The organism is Sphaerospermopsis torques-reginae ITEP-024 (genome assembly GCF_019598945.1).
GTDB lineage: Bacteria > Cyanobacteriota > Cyanobacteriia > Cyanobacteriales > Nostocaceae > Sphaerospermopsis.
Genome location: NZ_CP080598.1, coordinates 3,148,092 through 3,166,765, shown reverse-complemented (window position 1 = coordinate 3,166,765; position 18,674 = coordinate 3,148,092). Strand labels below are relative to the sequence as shown.

14 protein-coding genes are annotated in these 18,674 nt (G+C 38.7%); 8 read left to right on the top strand and 6 right to left on the bottom strand.

The features are described from left to right. Nucleotides 1-35: 35 nt before the first annotated feature. On the bottom strand, nt 36-803 hold the full coding sequence (locus K2F26_RS14710) for a circadian clock KaiB family protein (RefSeq protein ID WP_220608422.1): 768 nt from the start codon (nt 801-803) through the stop codon (nt 36-38). Between the two features lie 132 nt (nt 804-935). After that, a complete protein-coding gene (locus K2F26_RS14705; RefSeq protein WP_220608421.1) occupies nt 936-2,225 on the bottom strand; it encodes a type IV pilus twitching motility protein PilT in 1,290 nt (429 codons plus the stop codon). A gap of 839 nt (nt 2,226-3,064) precedes the next feature. Between K2F26_RS14705 and K2F26_RS14700 the strand changes: the two genes are divergently transcribed. Beyond that, a complete protein-coding gene (locus K2F26_RS14700) occupies nt 3,065-3,436 on the top strand; it encodes a hypothetical protein (RefSeq protein WP_220608420.1) in 372 nt (123 codons plus the stop codon). A gap of 243 nt (nt 3,437-3,679) precedes the next feature. Next, a complete protein-coding gene (wecB, locus tag K2F26_RS14695; RefSeq protein ID WP_220608419.1) occupies nt 3,680-4,792 on the top strand; it encodes a non-hydrolyzing UDP-N-acetylglucosamine 2-epimerase in 1,113 nt (370 codons plus the stop codon). Between the two features lie 78 nt (nt 4,793-4,870). On the opposite strand, the gene K2F26_RS14690 is transcribed toward wecB, so the two are convergent. Both K2F26_RS14690 and K2F26_RS14685 read right to left on the bottom strand, forming a co-directional pair. Next, a complete protein-coding gene (locus K2F26_RS14690) occupies nt 4,871-5,473 on the bottom strand; it encodes a peptidoglycan-binding domain-containing protein (protein WP_220608418.1) in 603 nt (200 codons plus the stop codon). Between the two features lie 197 nt (nt 5,474-5,670). Then, the gene (locus tag K2F26_RS14685) at nt 5,671-6,534 is read right to left on the bottom strand and encodes a M23 family metallopeptidase (RefSeq protein WP_220608417.1); all 864 of its coding nucleotides are present in this window, start codon (nt 6,532-6,534) and stop codon (nt 5,671-5,673) included. 825 nt (nt 6,535-7,359) lie between these two features. Between K2F26_RS14685 and K2F26_RS14680 the strand changes: the two genes are divergently transcribed. The 6 genes from K2F26_RS14680 to K2F26_RS14655 all read left to right on the top strand — a co-directional run bounded on the left by K2F26_RS14680 (nt 7,360) and on the right by K2F26_RS14655 (nt 15,792). Then, on the top strand, nt 7,360-10,449 hold the full coding sequence (locus K2F26_RS14680) for a peptidase domain-containing ABC transporter (protein ID WP_220608416.1): 3,090 nt from the start codon (nt 7,360-7,362) through the stop codon (nt 10,447-10,449). Nucleotides 10,450-10,576: 127 nt separating this feature from the next. Next, nucleotides 10,577-12,067 carry a beta-barrel domain-containing protein gene (locus K2F26_RS14675; RefSeq protein WP_220608415.1) on the top strand — a complete coding sequence of 497 codons (1,491 nt, stop codon included), beginning with the start codon at nt 10,577-10,579 and terminating at the stop codon, nt 12,065-12,067. Nucleotides 12,068-12,331: 264 nt separating this feature from the next. Further along, the gene (locus tag K2F26_RS14670) at nt 12,332-12,607 is read left to right on the top strand and encodes a hypothetical protein (RefSeq protein ID WP_220608414.1); all 276 of its coding nucleotides are present in this window, start codon (nt 12,332-12,334) and stop codon (nt 12,605-12,607) included. A gap of 379 nt (nt 12,608-12,986) precedes the next feature. After that, nucleotides 12,987-13,304: a TonB-dependent receptor gene (locus K2F26_RS14665; protein ID WP_220608413.1), complete on the top strand. Its 318-nt coding sequence runs from the start codon at nt 12,987-12,989 to the stop codon at nt 13,302-13,304. 232 nt (nt 13,305-13,536) lie between these two features. Then, the gene (locus tag K2F26_RS14660; RefSeq protein WP_220608412.1) at nt 13,537-14,862 is read left to right on the top strand and encodes a hypothetical protein; all 1,326 of its coding nucleotides are present in this window, start codon (nt 13,537-13,539) and stop codon (nt 14,860-14,862) included. Nucleotides 14,863-15,048: 186 nt separating this feature from the next. After that, a complete protein-coding gene (locus tag K2F26_RS14655) occupies nt 15,049-15,792 on the top strand; it encodes a Uma2 family endonuclease (RefSeq protein WP_220611890.1) in 744 nt (247 codons plus the stop codon). A 278-nt stretch (nt 15,793-16,070) separates the two neighbouring features. Here the strand turns inward: K2F26_RS14655 and glgA are convergent, their stop codons facing one another. Together glgA and hemC are read right to left on the bottom strand one after the other, a co-directional pair. After that, complete coding sequence (glgA, locus tag K2F26_RS14650) at nt 16,071-17,456, bottom strand: glycogen synthase GlgA (protein WP_220611889.1); 1,386 nt, start codon at nt 17,454-17,456, stop codon at nt 16,071-16,073. A 179-nt stretch (nt 17,457-17,635) separates the two neighbouring features. Beyond that, entirely contained in the window at nt 17,636-18,604 is a 969-nt protein-coding gene (hemC, locus tag K2F26_RS14645; protein WP_220608411.1) for a hydroxymethylbilane synthase, read from the bottom strand. Between the last annotated feature and the right edge of the window lie 70 nt (nt 18,605-18,674).

Genomic DNA, 18,674 nt, shown 5'->3' with positions numbered 1-18,674 from the left:
CGGCTTGTTAATTACGAATTATCAATTGTCAATTATCAATTATCCTTTGCTCCTAATATTTGTAATAGTTTTTCCACATTATCTAAATCTCCTACTAAGCGTCGAATTGGGTGAGGCCAAACCTTAACGAGTGTAGGAGTTGCCGAAACCTGATCAATTTCTGCTTGCTCTGGATGTGTTAAAACATCAATTACCTTGAGGGTGTAAGGATAACCGAGCGATCGCTCTAATAAATCGTGTAAATTTTCTAAAATGCGCTCAGTATTCATACTATGTCCAGCCACAAATAAACGCAATACATAACCTTGACCACTCAATTTTCCCTGTTGTGGATGTAAATGATTTTGCTGATATCGGGATGGTATATCTGCACGATCTAAACGCACAATTAAATCATGATCTTCCCAGAGTTGGGGAAAAGAAGAACGATAAGTAGCTAAAACCATGCGATCGCACAAACCCTCTTGCCAAGGTGCTGTTTGCCACACTATATCCCCCGTCCCAAAAATTGCCCTCAGCACCGACTGATGACGCATCACCGCTGGATAAGCTTCCGCAAAAGTCTGTACTTTTTGCGTCCGTGGATTTAACCAATGATCAATAGTAGCTGTATAAGAAGGTACTAAAAAATGTGGCGGCTCTGACAAATCCAGAATTTCTTGCAAAGCCGCACACAGATGTAAATGCCATCGACCTTGCTTACTAGGGTCAATACAGTAAATTAAATCTCCCCCTGGTGTAAAAAGAGCAATACCTTTAAACAACTGGGGTGGAGATAGTTTGTCTGTGGTTAGCTTGGTCATTATGCTTTTTCAGGGAACAGGGAACAGGCAAAAGGCAAAAGGCAAAAGGCAAGAGATAAAAAATATTCTCGCCCTGCTTCCCCTGCTTCCCCTGCCTCCTGCCTCCTGACTCCTGACTCCTTGATCTCCTTATTAAACACGACCTCTGAGGAATTGCATCATTTCATTAGGAGTTGGCGACATTTCAATAGCGGTTTCCTCAGTAATGCGACCTTCCTGATAGAGATTGAATAGAGACTGATTCATGGTAATCATGCCATCAAAACCGGCTTGTTTCATCAAATCCCCAATTTCATCATACTTAGCATCCTTAATCCATTCTTTAATCGCCTCAGTATTAATCAGGATATCGTGGAAAGCTGTCCGTTTACCATCGGTCGTGCGACACAAACCTTGGGCAATTACCGCCACTAAAGACTCGGAAAGAGCCAACCGCATAGCATCTTGTTCTTCACCAGAGTACAAATTAAGAATCCGTTCAATAGTTTTCACCGCGCTGTTAGTGTGCAGTGTTCCCATAACCAAGTTACCAGTTTGAGCCGCTTTGAGAGCAGTATTCACCGTTTCTTTATCCCGCATTTCCCCCACCAGAATCAAATCTGGGTCTTCCCGCAAAGCTGCTTTCAAGGCGTTGTCAAACTTACGGGTGTGCATTCCCACTTCCCGCTGCTTCACCAAAGACTTGCGACTTTGATGCACAAATTCAATAGGATCTTCAATAGTGATGATATGCTTGGGCATTTCTCGGTTGATGTAGTCAACCATTGCCGCCATTGTCGTAGATTTACCAGAACCACTAGGACCAGTCACCAAAATCAAACCTTTGTGATAATGACAAATATCCCGAAAAATCGGCGGTAATCTCAACTGATCAATTGACAATATTTTCAAGGGAATTAACCGCAGCACCATTGCATAACCGCGCAAGGAGTCAAAAACGTTAATCCGTACACGGGCAAATTCGTACTGAGTCGCACCGTCAAATTCTAGATTATCCTGAAAGCGTTGGATTTCTGCATCAGTCATGATCTCATGCAACCAATTAATAAAAGTTGCTTTATCCGTTTCTGGATAGTTCGTTGTTTGAATTTCTCCTTGGTTACGGAAACGGGGTATTTCACCTATCCCCAAGTGAACATCAGAATATCCTTGATCAAAAGCTTCTTGAACAATTTGAGCTAGGGTCAGTCCCGCTGGTGGTTTAGAAGTTGCCGGAACTGCTGGCCTTGGTGCTGCCATTGGTGGTGGTGCTACTGGAAGTTGACCTGCTGGGGGAGGTGGTGGTGCATTGCCAGCTGGTGAACCTACTCTTGGATTCTGCAACATTTGTGTACTATTGCGTTGTGTCATAGATGTTGCTACTGGTGGTGCTGGTGGTGCTGGTGGTTTGGGTGGTAGATTGCGAGATGGTGATTCTGTCATATATCTTCAACTTGGGTAGATCAAAAATGAAATCGACAATTAATTTCTTGATGAATTACAAAGCACTGTTTTGAGTTTAAGCCTGGTAAATTAAGCACAGCAGTCTGTTTGAATTCATCCACCTCCATCTGTGTTTTTTTTCGCAGCTAATTCCAGGATTTATCAGTTATATACAAATTATTTCATCAATATAACCTGGTTTTACACAGGTTAATTTTTAGTATAAAAACGCACATAGTTAAGTAATGCTATGTAATTTTTATAGCTTAAATTAGAAATGCCTTATTTTTCAACCCCCAAATGAGAAATTCGCCAGCTATAGAAGGCAGGAGGGAAGAGGATTTGCGGCAACTTTACTTTTAGTTACATACTTAGGTTTTTTTACGCCTTTCTACTTAGGACTTAGGCAAGATTGGACTAAAAACCTGATTCTTGCCTAAGGGTAATTCATGAATTACCCCTACTTTCGTTCTGTTTTGCATCAGTCCTGCATAACTTTTTCAGCCCAGTCTCTTGAATTATGAGAAGCAATCCTAATTTTGATAAGAAATGTTAACTAAAGCAGGTCATTAATTTCGGAGATCATGATTGGACTATTCTCTGCACAAGGTTATATTCCTCAAGATATATGCTCAAGCAAGACTGACTACACAAAGGGGCATTTGAGGAGATATCCATAATTACAAAAAATAAACTGTAAAGTTTAGTAAAGAAATGCTCATCTTTTCCATAAGTTTCTATATACTGGATTTCACTGAATCAAGACAGTGAACTCGTAAACAGCGAGTCACAATTGAGATTCACCTTTAAACTTTGCTGTGTACTTGGGAGGAAAAGTCATGGTTTCGGCTCAAAGCTCTAATCAAGGGAAGACCTACTCCTTGTTAATGATTAAAAGCTTTTTAATCTGGACTTTCACATTGGCAGTATGTTTGTTGGTTGTCGGTTTTCCATTGGTTGTAGTAATGGCTACGGTCGGATGCCTGTTGTCGATAGTCCTGCAATCTGTAATGCCTGCAAGCGCAGTTCTGCTGGTAGCAGGTGGTTTAATTATGTTTAATGTTCTGACAGTTTTGATAGTGGCTGGTGTACTAACTGCTAAAGGTGTTCATCCTAAAGAAGTTAAATGGTTAAGCTGGCTACATGGTGAGGCAGAAAAAGTGCAAACCACGGTTTATGCTGCTTGTCCTTTAACTTGCGAACTCAAATAAATAACATTGTTAAATTCGACAAACAGTGCATCTGCCCGGTTAAGCCGGGTTTTTTCATGTTTGAGGGAACAGGGAACAGGTGACAGGTGACAGGTGACAGGTGACAGTGAATAGGCAAGGGGAGCAGGGAGCAGGGGGAAGTTAATAACCCAATGCCCAATGCCTAATAACTAATAACTAATGACAAATGTCTAATGTCTAATATCTAATGACTAATGACTAATAACTAATGACTAATAACTAATGACTAAAAAAATTGGCATTATTTTAGGTACTCGTCCTGAAGCGATTAAACTAGCACCAGTAATTCAGGTTTTCCAAAGTTCTCCAGATGTGGAAGTACAGGTTATTCTCACTGGACAGCATAAAGAAATGGTTGCACAGGTGATGCAGCTATTCAACCTCAAAGCAGATCATAATTTAGAGATTATGCAGCCTAAACAATCTCTGAATGATATTACCTGTAAGAGTTTGCAAGGTTTAGAAGCTTTATTTAAAGAACTAAATTTAGATTTAGTGATAGTTCAGGGAGATACTACAACAGCTTTTGCGGCTGCTTTGGCGGCTTTTTATCAAAAAATACCCGTTGGTCATGTGGAAGCCGGGTTAAGAACGGATGATTTATTTAATCCTTATCCAGAAGAAGCTAATAGAAGGTTAATTTCCCAAATTACTCAATTACATTTTGCTCCCACCTCTTTAGCGGTGGAAAATTTGCAAGCTTCGGGAGTGTTGGGAGAAATTCACATGACGGGTAATACAGTGATAGATGCGTTGTTGAATGTGGCTGCAACTAACCCAGCTTGTGAGATACCGGGTTTAAACTGGGGTGAATATCGGACAATTTTGGCTACAGTGCATCGTCGGGAAAATTGGGGTGAACCACTGCAAGCGATCGCCCAATCATTTTTAAAGATTTTAGACAATTTTCCTGATACCGCTTTATTACTGCCTTTACACAAAAACCCCACTGTGAGAGAACCATTACAGCAATTATTGGGTAAACATCCCCGAATATTTTTGACAGAACCATTAGATTATGCAGAATTAGTAGGAGCAATAGGGCGATCGCATTTATTATTAACAGACTCCGGTGGTTTACAAGAAGAAGCTCCCAGTCTCGGTAAACCTGTGTTAGTTCTCAGAGACACAACAGAAAGACCAGAAGCTGTCACCGCAGGGACAGCTAAACTGGTGGGAACGGAAATTGAAAGTATTGTGACTGCTGCTAGTGAGTTACTGAGTAACCCAGAAGCCTATACAGCAATGGCTAATGCTATTAACCCTTTTGGTGACGGCCATGCAGCAGAAAGGATATTAGAAATTGTCAAAAATTATTTGAGAATTGGTAATTGATAATGGGTAATTGGTAATTGGTGATTGGGTAAATTATCAATTATTAATTATCAATTATCAATTATCAATTATCAATTATCAACTGATACCCAAAGCCCTGCGAGTTGATGGACCAACTATACCATCTACAAGCAAACCATTTCTTCTTTGAAAATTGCGAATTGCATGAGTAGTGCTAGGTCCATAAACACCATCAACTCTGATCCCTAAAGCTCTCTGCACAGTTCTCACACGCTCACCTCTAGCACCTGGTCTTAATAACACTCGACCGCCAACACCAACCCCAGAATGACGACGATATCTACCAGGAGTAGTACCTAGCCATCTTTCCGCAACATAATATCCTTGGTAACGTCCAGAAGTGATTTGAGCAAAACCATTTCTGACATTACCAGTATTGCCAATATTTGTACCATTCGGTACACAGGCTACAGATGAGTTAGCGGTGCTAGGACCCCTACGGATAAATAAACAACTACCATTAGTTCTGACATATTCGGCGGAAGCTTGCTGAAGGGGAGCAAGGGAAGCAACAAAGACACTCACACCAGCTAAAGCTAACCAAGCAGAAGACTTGAGTAATTTTTGCCAATTAAACTGCAACTTGGGCAAATTCAATTCTAAATTAACCGGAGTCTCTTCATTAGCCATATACATATAGGAATAAGCCATATATTCCATGATTTTCTGCTCCTTTATGTAAATACTTGAGATATGGCAAAAAGTAACTTTGCTTTTTTCTAGATTTAATCTAGATGTATTTTATACTCCTCAATTAGCAGAATTGTTGACACCTTATTCCGGACTTTCAACTGTCACAGTACCGTATTTTTAAGGAATCATCACATACTGAAATCAAGAGTATTTTTAATTGTCAATTAATTGCCAAGGTGCTGAAAAGTATCAAAACTATCAGAACGAATTTGACTACCATTGCGCCATACTTCTACCTTTTCTGGACTAACTAAGTAAGAAAAAGAACCGTTATCTGCTCGATATTTGTTTTCACCAACATTCCAAGCAGCTATCTTGACAGTTTGATTGGCATCTTGCTTTAATTGCCCAATGTAAAACAGTTGACCGTTTTCTTCACAGACTTGAATACGAGCGTTTGCAGTTTCACCTGTGATCACCGTAATTCCAGCACATTCGTTATTATTAACTTTTACGGGTGAAACATTGACGGGAATGGGTTGTGAAGGTGAAACGGGTTGATCTAAGGGTAGTTTAGCAGTGGTGGAAGATGATAAAAGTTTCAGAGGATCAATTGCTAATCGACTATTTTGATAAAATTCAAAATGCAAATGAGGCGCTGTACTGTTACCTGTTGATCCCATTTCTGCAATAATTTGTCCTTGAGTAACCGTTTGACCTTTGCTGACTAATAAACGATTATTGTGACCATAGACTGTCATACTACCATCGGGGTGTTGAATTTCAATAAAGTTACCTAATCCCCAATCATCCCAACCTGCTTTCATAACTTTACCAGATGCAGCCGCAAAAATAGGAGTTCCCATAGCACCTGCAATATCAATTCCTTCGTGTTGATGTTTACGGAAACCTTGGGAAATTATCCCCTGAGTCGGCCAGATTAAGTTACTACTGGGTAAAGGTTGCTGAACTGCGGCAGTTTTGACTGCTGGAGGTAATGCAGAGGTAGATGTACTAATCACAGATGTTAAAGATATTAACCCTATCAAGGTATAAGCACATAACCGAGAAATAGTATTTTTTTTCATAAAAAACTCTAAAGTTCTTTATTTGCTGTTTCAGCATTACTCACCTAGTATCAGGAGAATTGTTACCTTTCTTGCTGCAAATACTTATTTAAGAATGATTAATTTGACGAATCAACAAATATTAGCAGCAGTCTAGCTTACTGGGGAGCATCCCAAATGTGTAATTTGATTTTTTGGTAATCTTTGAATTGCTACAAAGTCCTAATATGAATGAACCGCAAAGAACGCAAAGGACACAAAGGGAAGAGAGTTTAAGAGAGTTTTTGGTGTTGCCGCGGTTATTTTTTCAAAATTGGGATGCTCCCGCTTACTGAACCTCATCAAGATAATTTTGGCAAATTTTAGGTGTTTTGACTAACATCAATTGTAAATTATTTGATTAACAATTCTGGACTTATAATCATTGTTAGGAAAAAAATGTTGCTCTACTTCTATCATTAGTTAAGATTTCTTCATCATAGGGGAAACATCATCAACAAACAAGCTTCAACTCTCTCCAAGTCTAGCTTGTGCCTTTGTCATGTTCTTGGTTGGTTGTTGGTGATGAATGTGGTAGACCTAGTGATGGCAGTGCTAGTTGTATAATTGCTAATAAAATGCCAATTTGACAATTAGTGCCAACAAGTATGTGAGAAAATTTAAATGATGACAACGCTTTTAAAGAATACAATTCTATTTTTGGGTATTTTGCCTGATTCTGTTGTCACGTTAATCCAATTTTGATAAAAATTAGGTGGTTAAATTTGCCAAAAGTTATTGATGATTGGATACAGGAAAAACAAATGCTGCCAATATTTTTAGTTATCAAATTTTCAGGGGAAATCAGTGTTATTAGAGCATGATTTAAAGCCACAAATCACCAATACTTTGGGTGCAAACCTTTCAGAAAAATCTCTTCAGCGATGCCTGTTAGGACTGGAAATCTTGCAACCAGTAGCAGCAACGCAGTTATGGAGAGCGACAGAGGCGAAAGCTGGTATCTACATTATTCTTAGTGGTAAGGTTAGATTGCTGGATAAATCTGATAACTTAATTACTACCATTTCGGTAGGTGAATCTTATGGTGAACTGACTCTATTTCCTGAAGAAAACTTTCAATCTTACATCGCTAGAGCATCGACAGATTTAAATTTGTGCTATCTTAACGGCGATTTATTACGTGATTTGATGCAGGAATATCCTAGTATTGGCGATCGCTTCAAAGCCCGTGCAGAAATATGGGATTTGCTGCTATTATGTCGCCAAAATTCACGATTTCCGCGCCATACATCACAAGTTCCAGGGATGCTCAAAGCTTTATCTCTCTGTCAACGCTACAGCCTCAACTCCTCAGAAAAAATCCTGAACATCAAAGATTACAAACTGTGTATTTTACACTGGGGTCAACTATTAAATTCTGAGGGTAAAACGTTAACACCTGGACAAATCTATACTGAACAAAATCTGGATAATTGGCAGGTAATACAACCAACTATTATTTACATTCTCCAGAATTTAGATTGGCAAACAGCACTAGAATACTGTCAAGAATTAGGTGAATTTGTAGGGGTAATTGGTGTAGAAACACGCCAAAAGTTATTAGCTAATCAGCGGGGGCAAAATTTTCCTAGTCAAAAATCTCTTCCCCCCAAGGGAAAATACCCAGTTACTAAAATTATTCCCTTTCCCCAGCGAGAAGTTCAAGCAACAGAAAAGCCGAAAAAAGTACGTCCTTATTTTCCTAGTCCGCAACTAAAAATCGGTCATTGGTGGGGAAATATAATCAAACGCTATCCTTTCTCAGCCCAACAAAGTGCTGCTGATTGCGGTTCTGCTTGTTTAGTGATGATTGGGATGTATTGGGGTAAGCATTTTAGTATTAATCGCTTGCGGGAAATGACCAATGTTAACCGCAGTGGTGCATCTTTAAAAGCTATAGCCACAGTGGCGGAAAGTTTGGGTTTTGTTAGCCGTCCAGTAAAAGCTACTTTGGATAAATTAGCAGAACAACCCCTACCAGCGATCGCTCACTGGGAAGGTAAACATTTTATTGTTGTTTATGAAATCACCAAAACACGAGTAATTGTTTGTGATCCTGCTATCGGCCAACGCAGTCTTACCAAGACTGAATTTCAAGAAAATTGGAGTGGTTACGCCTTATTACTAGAACCCACAACTCTACTTCACCAAACCAAAGATGAAACTACAAATTTCTGGAAGTTTTATGAGTTAATTAAACCTCACTATCGGACACTGCTAGAAATTTTTATCGCTTCCATACTCATTCAATTATTTGGACTGGTCACACCAATATTTACCCAGTTATTACTAGATAGAGTATTGGTACAACGCAGCGTTGCTACCTTAAACGCCGTTGGTTTAGGGATGATATTTTTTGGATTATTTGGCATTGCCATAAATGCTGTGCGTCAATATCTCCTTGATCATACTGCCAACCGGATTAGTATTTCTTTGTTGGTAGGTTTTATTAAACATACTTTTCGCTTACCTTTATCTTATTTTGAATCTCGTTATGTGGGAGATATAGTTTCTCGTATCCAAGAAAATCAGAAAATTCAACAGTTTCTTACTGGTCAGACACTTTCGATTATCCTGGATATGTTAACATTGGTGGTCTATCTGGCTTTGATGTTTTCTTATAGTGCCAGTATGGCATTATTTGTATTGTGTACTGTACCGCCATTTTTTATTTTGGCACTGGCGAGTACAGGGATTTTACGCCGCATTTCCAGAGAGATTTTTAATGCTGGGACTAAAGAAAATAGTTATCTGATAGAAGCATTAACTGGAATTAGAACTGTGCGCTCATTGGCAATTGAACAAACCGTGCGCTGGCGTTGGGAGGAATTGCTGAATGATGTGGTCAAAAAAGGTTTTAATGCTCAAATCATTGGCAATCGTTTGCAAATTATTAGTGGTATAATTCAAACCTTTGTTAATACTGGATTGCTTTGGTATGGCGCATCTCAAGTAATTAATGGTCAACTTACTATTGGTCAATTAGTTGCTTTTAATATGTTAGTGGGCAATGTTTTGAGTCCTTTCCAGCGATTATCTTTACTGTGGAATCAATTGCAGGAAATTGTGATTTCCACAGAACGAATTAATGATGTATTAGAAGCAGAACCAGAAGAAGATTTGCAAAATAAACCTCGTAAGTCTTTAGGTAACTTGCGCGGTTATATTCGCTTTGAGAATGTCACCTTTAGATATCATCCAGAAAGTGAGACTAATATTCTGGAAAATCTCAACTTTGAGATTCAACCAGAACAAATGGTAGCCTTGGTAGGACGTAGTGGTTCAGGAAAGACTACACTGAGTAAATTAATTTTGGGTTTATATCCACCGCAAGAGGGTAAAATTTTCATTGATGGTTGTGATATTACTAATGTTGCCTTGCGATCGCTCCGTTCTCAAATTGGTGTTGTCGATCAAGATACCTTTCTTTTTGGTGGCACAATTCGGGAAAATATCGCCATTGCTCATCCAGATGCCTCTTTAGAAGATATTATCCAAGCGGCAAAATTGGCTGGTGCTGATGAGTTTATTCAAAAATTACCAATGGGTTACGAATCCCAAATTGGTGAAGGTGGTGGTATGCTCTCTGGAGGACAAAGGCAACGATTAGCGATCGCCCGTGCTTTAATGGGAAATCCTCGCTTATTACTATTTGATGAAGCCACTAGTCATTTAGACTCAGAATCAGAACGAATTATTCAAAACAACCTCAAAACTATCCTCAAAGGCCGCACCAGTATCATCATTGCCCATCGTCTATCAACAGTCCGTAATGCTGATTTGATTTTAGTTTTAAATCATGGTGTTTTAGTAGAAAGCGGTACACACGACGAATTAATTGCTCAACAAGGTCATTACTACTATCTGAATCAACAACAACTGGCTCAATCTGTTTAACAACTCATAATTCCTCAATCATAATTCATCATTATTTTCTTGATATGACTCCTGTACGGGTTTAGCAATGCTAAACCCCTACTGAATCCTGAATTTTAATGTAATTCACTTTTTAGAAAATAAAACTATGCCATCAACATTTTCTCCCTCATCACTTGCCAAAGATGAACGTAATAATTATCAAAGTGAACCCTATGAAAAAGAATTTCTCCAACTCAAAGAACAAACAAATGTACAAAATAACAATACAGATTTTGCCAGAGACTTAAACTATGGAACGGCAGAACTACTAGATGCTTTACCCAAACTTTGGACGCGGGGGGTGTTGTATGTAGTGATATGTTTTACTGTTGTTGGTTTACCTTGGGCAACTTTTTCCAAAGTAGATGAAACTGGAACGGCCAAAGGGCGTATAGAACCTCAAGGAGCAACCCAAAAAATAGACACTCAAGCTGGTGGAAGTGTCAAACTTGTTACGGTTAAAGCAGGAGATACAGTTAAATCTGGTCAAGTTATCCTGGAATTAGAATCTACTTTATTAGAACCGGAACTACAACAAGCCCAGAGCAAATTACAAGGGCTACAAAATCGCCAATCTCAACTCAAACTTCTGCAAAATCAATTGTTATCATCAATTAGTCTTTTAGAACAACAAAACAAATATCAAGCAGGAGAAAAAATGGCTCAAGTGCGTCAAGCTAGACAAAATCTTGAAGCTAAATTGAGTAACTATGATCTCCAAAAACTGGAAAAACAAGCATTAGTTAGTCAAGTAAGACAGCAGATTGCTAGTAGCAGAAATGATCATAAATCAGCTAAATCTCGGTTGGATATAGATTCCAATATGGTGGCAAGATTTAGTAAACTGGTTGAAGATGGTGCAGTTTCTATCACCCAAATTGATCAACTCAAAAAAGAAGAACAAGAAAGTAAACGCATCTATCAAAAAACAGGTTCAGATATCAAACAAGCAGAACTGAGACTGCTAGAAGAACTCAATCGTTACCAAGCAACTGTTAATATATTGAAGTCGGAGATAAAACAAGCAGAACTACGACTGCAAGAAGAACTAAGTAGTTATAAAAGTGCAGTTCAAGCAGGTAAACTGGCTGTGATGAAAAATCAGGAACAGCTAAAAGACATCCAAACACAAATAACAGCAGTAACATCAGAAATTGAACAGACTAGAAGCCAAATTAAATCTATACAACTTCAGATCCAACAACGAATAGTGCGATCGCCTATTGATGGAGTAATTTTTGAATTACCCATCACCAAACCAGGGGAAGTAGTTCAACCTGGTCAACGAATTGCCCAAATAGCACCGCAAAATGCTAAATTGATTCTGAAAGCTCAAATGCCTAGTAAAGATAGTGGCTTTTTGAAATTAGCAATGCCTGTCAAAATCAAATTTGATGCCTATCCTTTTCAGGAATATGGCATTGTTCCAGGAAAAGTTACTTGGATCTCTCCTGACTCTAAAGTTAGCCAAACACCTCAAGGTAATATCGACACTTATGATTTAGAAATTTCTTTAGACCAGCAGTATATCCAAAATGGCAATTTCCCTCTTGGTAAGGGGGGAAATATATGCAATTTCACCAAGAAAATGTATTAATTGAAAACTAAATTTAAATCTTTTATTTATAATATTCTGGGCAATAAAATATGATATTGTCCAGATTTTAGTGTTTATTTATCAATGATTTTTTTTACCATTTTAATGATGGTTTTGTTGGAAAAAATATTCTTATTTTTTTAGAAATTTTTGAAAAAAGTGTTGACTTTTTTTGGGTAATAAAATATATTAGAAACATAGCAAACGGAAACAAGTTAGCTATAAAAAACATCAAGGTGCATTTACTTTACCAGGAGAAATCCAATGATTATTTCTGATTTGAATCTTTTAGAAACCGTTGAAGCTTCTGCTGTTGTTGGTGGTAATGGTGGCAAATATACTTACTATCAAAATGATAAAGTCAAGTTAGATATCTACACTGATATTGACTTAGATGACAACTCTGCTGAAGCTTTTGGAGATGCTATAGCAAAAGGCAAAAACTCCTTTACTAAGACCTACACCTTTGCCTATGCAAGTGACTATTATTCTGCAAGCAGTTCAGCATCTTTTGCGGCAGTAGACGGTAAAAAGTATTAACATTGAGCTTAGATAGTGGTTTTATACTCCATCTAGCTCTCTGTATCTCTAATTCCGACTAAAGTCGAAGATTCTTGTATTGCAAGAAAAGAGTAGTTTCATTCATTAATTTCGCTGAATGCTTTGAAAAAAGCTTTCAGCGAATTATATAACTTTCCCAATCAATTGAATTGCAATACACAGAATTCAGCCTTGTTTCTAGTTTTATATATTTTCTACTTTTGGATAGTCACAACTTCTATCAAGGGTAACTATAGGAATCCGTTTGATTCCTGAAATTGTTTGCATAGACAGTTAATAAGCAAAAGCTAAAACCCAATAGGATTACAAAGAATTCAAGTGTAGTGAGTTTTTTTCAACATTCAAATAGGATTCCTGTATGAGAAGTCATTTCCAAATTTCCGATTTAAGTAATTTACAGTACATTAACGACAGCAGCAATGTCATTGGTGGCAGTGTAACCGCTAACACAGATACTGTAACATCTGCTGGTTATGGATATGCAATAGCCAGTGCAACGGGATTTGCCAAAGGTAATATTACATATACTGAAACTGACACTGACATAAAAGTTTATCAAGATAATAAAGTTAGTTCAACTATAGCCAAAGCCGAAGCTACTGCATTTGCACAAACTGGAAACCACATTGCTCGTTCTAAAAGTTCTGATACTTCTATTTGGTTTTCTGTTCACTAAAGCCTGATTTTAATTACAGCAGTTTTGACCTAATTAGACTACATGAGAGACGTTGTATGAAACGTCTCTACATTCTTTTTTACCAGATATTTATTTGGTAGACTATGAGCATTTATAAATTAAAAAACTCAAGAAATTGTGCCAATTTGTCCACAATAACTCATACATTAGTGGTAGTTTACAAAGCAGTAGATTAAACACCTATTTCCAATGTAGTTGTGTGGAAGATTTGATGAGTTATTTAAATCTCAGGCGGGTTAAATTTACCAATAAAACTGATAAAGTCGATTCAAAGTATGGAATCTTCAATCCCAAAAACTCAACTGTAAATACATTTCACAGTGCTGATCAAATCATTGGTAAAACATCTGTTGGTGGTGATTTTGGTTTTGGAGTTCTTGTAGATGTTACAGCCAGAGATTTGCATTCTACTATCATTGCTGTTGAGTTTAGTGCCAGGGCTAGTATTACTACCAATGGTATTAAAAACGAAGGTATTATCAATACAGGTAAAGGAACAGATAGGATAGTTGGTATCGCCACAGCCAACCTTTACGTCACTGCAACTACAGTATCTCAAGCCATTGCTAAAACCGCAAATACTGCTGCCATTACTAATGCTTTTGCCTCTATTCAATTTGCGGCTATTGCCAATGGCATTGATAACTCCAGTGGTAAAATTAACACTGGTGATGGAAATGATCGTATTTATGGCATTGCTAAAGCTTCTATTGCAGCAATTACCAAAGCTTATGCAAATGCCTCAGCTATCCTCGATACTGTTACTCCAGCCCCTAAGTCTGCAAATCCCACAGCTTTTGCAAAAGCAACGGCTACAAGTTTAGTTCAGGCAAATATCATTGTTAGAGGTATTAACAATACAAAAGGTATAATTAATACAGGCAAGGGCAATGATTATATCAGTGCTAGAGCTACTTCCAGTGCTAGTACCTTTGCTGGTACTTATGCTGATACTCTTGCTAGTGCTACTTCTGAAAGTCAAGCTTTGGCTGAAGCTGTTGCTAATGCTTTCGCCAAAGCTGAGGATCAAGCGATCGCCATTAACAACAATAGAGGTACAATTTTCACAGGCAACGGTTCTGATCACATCGAAGCTATAGCCGAAGCTGGGGATAAAGCGATCGCCATTGACAACAATAGAGGCGAAATTATTACTGGAAATGGAAACGATACTATCATTGCCAAAGCAACCGGCAGCGAATCCTATGGTATCTTTGGTGGTAATATTTATATGGGCAATGGAAACGATAGCTTAAAAGCCTCCAATTTTGGCAGTGGTGTCAACATCAACATGGGTAACGGGAGAGACTTTGTTCAAGGTTTCGGTAACGCTAAAATAGATGGTGGTGCAGGTTTCGATATCCTCAGCTTTGGCGCTTACAAAATAGAAGACTTCAATATTAGTTTAGGCGCTAATAACAATCAAGTTATCTTGACGCTAGATGGCATTACCATGATCACTACAAATTTTGAACAATTCAATTTTGACAATGGCAATTCAACTATAAAATATGATGATTTAGTTCTGGTTGTCTGAAAAAGAGGACCTTTAAAAAATTTTGGGCGAATATAATTCACCACTACACAAACCAACTCCAGATGGTGTGTAGACTCATGAAAAATCAAAGGTTTGAAACCCACGCAGGAGGGTTTTGTCTGTTTAGCTGCGACTTCTAGTCGCTGGTCGGGTAATAAAATAGAAACAGAATTGGTAAAATCAATCATGCTCAATTACAACCCATTGCATTGTTTACCATCTTCAGAAGAATTACCCGACTCTGACGACACACCAGTGGATAATCAATTACAGCATCTCATTCCCGGTTTACTAGAAAGCATTCTCGCTTTATTATGGTCTCAAAGATGGGACTGGTTTTTTGGTGTAGATATGGGAATATATCATGACCCTTATCAACCTGCAATTGTCCCAGATGGATTTTTAAGTATTGGGGTAAATAGATTTATTGATGAAGGTTTACGTCCTAGTTATGTATTGTGGGAAGAAAATAAATTACCGATTTTGGTTTTAGAAGTCGTTTCCCAAACTTATCGGGGAGAATATAGCACCAAAAAGGATTTTTATGCCCATGAATTTGGGATTTTGTATTATGTGGTTTATAATCCCCTCCGCAAGAGAAAAGAACCTTTAGAAGTTTATAAATTAGTTGATGGGGAATATGTACTACTGTCAGGAAATCCCGTTTGGTTGCCAGAAATAGGTTTAGGAATTGGCAGAGAAAGGGGAACTTATCAAGGTATAACTAGAGAATGGTTATATTGGTTTGATGAACAGGGAAAAAGATTTTTTACCCCAGAAGAACGGATTCAGGAATCAGAAGAAAAACGTTTACAGGCTGAAAGACAACTTTTGGAAACTGAAAGACAACGTTTAGAAGCTGAAGAAAAAGCCCGGAAATTAGCAGAAATGTTAAAGAATTTGGGTGTTGATCCTGAAAGTTTAACTTAGGGTTTGCAGAGAAAGTTTTCTGGTGGGGGTTAGCCCGCATTTCTCACAAACAATGCGATCGCAATCTATATAATCCTTATGGAGAACCAGTTTCGGGTATTTTTCACGGTGCTGATTTTTGACACAGTGTGAAAACCGAGAATCCAGATTTTATAAGGGTTTGAGGATTTTGGTGAGAAATCCGGGTTAGGAGTCAGGAGTCAGGAGTCAGGAGAAAGATAAATATTTCCTGTTCCCTGTTCCCTGTTCCCTGTTCCCTTCTTACTGTCCCCAGTCACCTATTCAGTGGGTGGTAAACCATACATGGAACGATATAGACTATCGTACTGTTTAGCAGATTCATACCAGCTAAAGTTTTGATTCATACCCCGTTGTTGTAATTCTTGCCATTGGGGTTTGTAACGGAAACCTTCCCAAGCACGAATCATACAGGTAAACAGGTCTAAAGGTTCATAGCGGTCAAAGCAATAACCTGTACCTGCGGCATTTACGGGGTCGTGGTGGGTGACAGTATCAACTAAACCCCCTGTACGACGGACGATAGGAACTGAACCGTAACGCAACGCCATCATTTGACTGATACCGCAAGGTTCAAAACGACTTGGCATTAAGAAAGCATCAGTACCAGCATAGATGCGACGGGAAAGGGCATCATTATATAAAAGGTAGGTGGCCATTCTGCCAGGGTAACGGGATGCTAACTGCCACATTTGGGTTTCATAATAGCGATCGCCTGTTCCCAACAACACAAATTGAGCATCTGTATAAGCCATAAAGCGGTCAAGAATTTGGATCACCAAATCTAAACCCTTTTGTTCTACCAACCGGCTCACCATACCCATTAAAAAGGCACTAGAATTAACTTCTAATCCCATTTCTTCTTGCAAGGCAATTTTGTTAGCTTTGCGTTTATCTAAGGTATCAGCAGTAAAAGTTTGGTTAATGTATTTATCAGTTGCCGGATCATAAACATCTGTATCTATACCGTTAATAATCCCTGATAACTTGCCGCTAATAAAAGATAGCAACCCTTCAATTTGTTCACCGTAAGCAGGAGTTTTGATTTGTTCTGCATAGGTGGGAGAAACTGTATTTACCCTGTCAGCAAACTGCACGGCAGCGGCCATTGTATTATGTCCTTGCATATACCAAGGACACCAGGTAATTTTCCGTAAATACCATTCCCAAGGTCCTTGATAAGCGAGGTTATGAATAGTAAACACAGTGGTAATATCTGGATCTTGGTGCATCCAAACAGGAATCATGCCTGTATGCCAGTCGTGACAGTGAATAATTTCCGGTTTCCAGTAATTCCAGGCAAATTCCGCCGCACCGTTAGCAAATAAGGTAAACCGCCAATCTTCATCTTCTCCGGCATAAATACGGCGGGGTGTAAAAGCCGGATGTCCAAATAAATACAAAGGAACATCAGTTCCCGGCAGGACACTTTCATAAACCGAAAAGTCCTGGAACATGGCAAAGCCTTTCCAAATCGGATCTTTGGGAATTTCCATCTTATCTGGCAAAAAGCCGTAATAGGGCAGGAATATCCGTACATCATGCCCCATTTGTCTGAGAACTTTAGGTAATGCACCGACAACATCACCCATTCCACCTACTTTGGCAATAGGAGCAGCTTCCGCTGCAACAAAGAGAATTCGCATAATTTGGTAATTGGTAATTGGTGATTGATAATTGGTAATTGGTGATTGGTAATTGGTAATTGGTAATTGGTGATTCAATGAAAGGATTTTGGATTTTGGATTTTGGATTGTTTTTGTCAATTCCAATCTAAAATCTAAAATCTAAAATTTCTCTTCCCAGTCACCAGTCCCTAGTCACCCTATGATCCGCGTTGTATCTGAGTGAAGATTTCTTCTAAAATTTCAGTCGCACCTTGTTGACGTAAGGTGTTAGCTAGTTGTGTTCCCAGATGTTCGGCATCTTGAGCAAGGCCAGTTACAGTATTTTTGACCAGTTTTTGACCATCTACACTAGCTACAATACCAGTTAGTGTTAAATTATCACCATTGATTTCTGTGTTGACACCAATGGGAACTTGACAACCGCCTTCTAAAGAGCGGAGAAAAGAGCGTTCTGCTAAACAGCGATCGCGTGTTTGCGGATGTTCAATGGCTTTGAGAATGGTGATCAGTTCAGCATCATCAGCACGGCATTCTATACCTAAAGCACCCTGGCCAACTGCGTGCAGGGAAATATCAGGGGGTAAAATTTGGTGAATGCGATCGCTCATTTCCAATCTTTCTAAACCAGCTACCGCTAAAATCAAAGCGTCATATTCACCCGCATCCAACTTAGCCATGCGTGTGTTGAGATTTCCCCGCACATCTTTAAAGGTAAAATGGGGGAATTTATGGCGTAGTTGTGCCAATCTTCTTAAAGAAGATGTACCAATCACCGCACCTGCTGGTAGAGTTTCCAGAGTTTGTCCTTTGTATTTCTCATGGAATACTACCGCATCGGCTGGATTTTCCCGTTCTGTAATTGCTGCTAGTGCCAAACCTTCTGGTAAGTTAGTAGGCAAGTCTTTGAGGGAATGAACGGCAAAATCAATACTTTTCTCGATCATTCCCAGTTCGAGTTCTTTGGTAAATAATCCTTTGTCACCAATTTTAGCTAATGCTACATCCAGGATTTTGTCGCCTTGGGTAGACATGGTATGGACTTCAAAATTGATATCAGGATAACTTTTCTGAAGTTGCTCTCTTACCCAGTATGTTTGAACTAGAGCTAGTTGGCTTTTACGTGAACCAATACGAATAGTGCGTGGAGGGCTAGAAACTGAAGTCATAAGACAATTTGTCAAACCAGGCGATAAATTCACATTGATCTAGACTACCGCAGCAAGTGACTTACCGGAT

Excerpts from the sequence above, each read along its gene's own strand:
- K2F26_RS14710 (WP_220608422.1), bottom strand. The coding sequence starts at position 803 with ATGACCAAGCTAACCACAGACAAACTATCTCCACCCCAGTTGTTTAAA.
- K2F26_RS14705 (WP_220608421.1), bottom strand. The coding sequence starts at position 2,225 with ATGACAGAATCACCATCTCGCAATCTACCACCCAAACCACCAGCACCA.
- K2F26_RS14700 (WP_220608420.1), top strand. The coding sequence starts at position 3,065 with ATGGTTTCGGCTCAAAGCTCTAATCAAGGGAAGACCTACTCCTTGTTA.
- wecB (WP_220608419.1), top strand. The coding sequence starts at position 3,680 with ATGACTAAAAAAATTGGCATTATTTTAGGTACTCGTCCTGAAGCGATT.
- K2F26_RS14690 (WP_220608418.1), bottom strand. The coding sequence starts at position 5,473 with ATGGAATATATGGCTTATTCCTATATGTATATGGCTAATGAAGAGACT.
- K2F26_RS14685 (WP_220608417.1), bottom strand. The coding sequence starts at position 6,534 with ATGAAAAAAAATACTATTTCTCGGTTATGTGCTTATACCTTGATAGGG.
- K2F26_RS14675 (WP_220608415.1), top strand. The coding sequence starts at position 10,577 with ATGCCATCAACATTTTCTCCCTCATCACTTGCCAAAGATGAACGTAAT.
- K2F26_RS14670 (WP_220608414.1), top strand. The coding sequence starts at position 12,332 with ATGATTATTTCTGATTTGAATCTTTTAGAAACCGTTGAAGCTTCTGCT.
- K2F26_RS14665 (WP_220608413.1), top strand. The coding sequence starts at position 12,987 with ATGAGAAGTCATTTCCAAATTTCCGATTTAAGTAATTTACAGTACATT.
- K2F26_RS14660 (WP_220608412.1), top strand. The coding sequence starts at position 13,537 with ATGAGTTATTTAAATCTCAGGCGGGTTAAATTTACCAATAAAACTGAT.
- K2F26_RS14655 (WP_220611890.1), top strand. The coding sequence starts at position 15,049 with ATGCTCAATTACAACCCATTGCATTGTTTACCATCTTCAGAAGAATTA.
- glgA (WP_220611889.1), bottom strand. The coding sequence starts at position 17,456 with ATGCGAATTCTCTTTGTTGCAGCGGAAGCTGCTCCTATTGCCAAAGTA.
- hemC (WP_220608411.1), bottom strand. The coding sequence starts at position 18,604 with ATGACTTCAGTTTCTAGCCCTCCACGCACTATTCGTATTGGTTCACGT.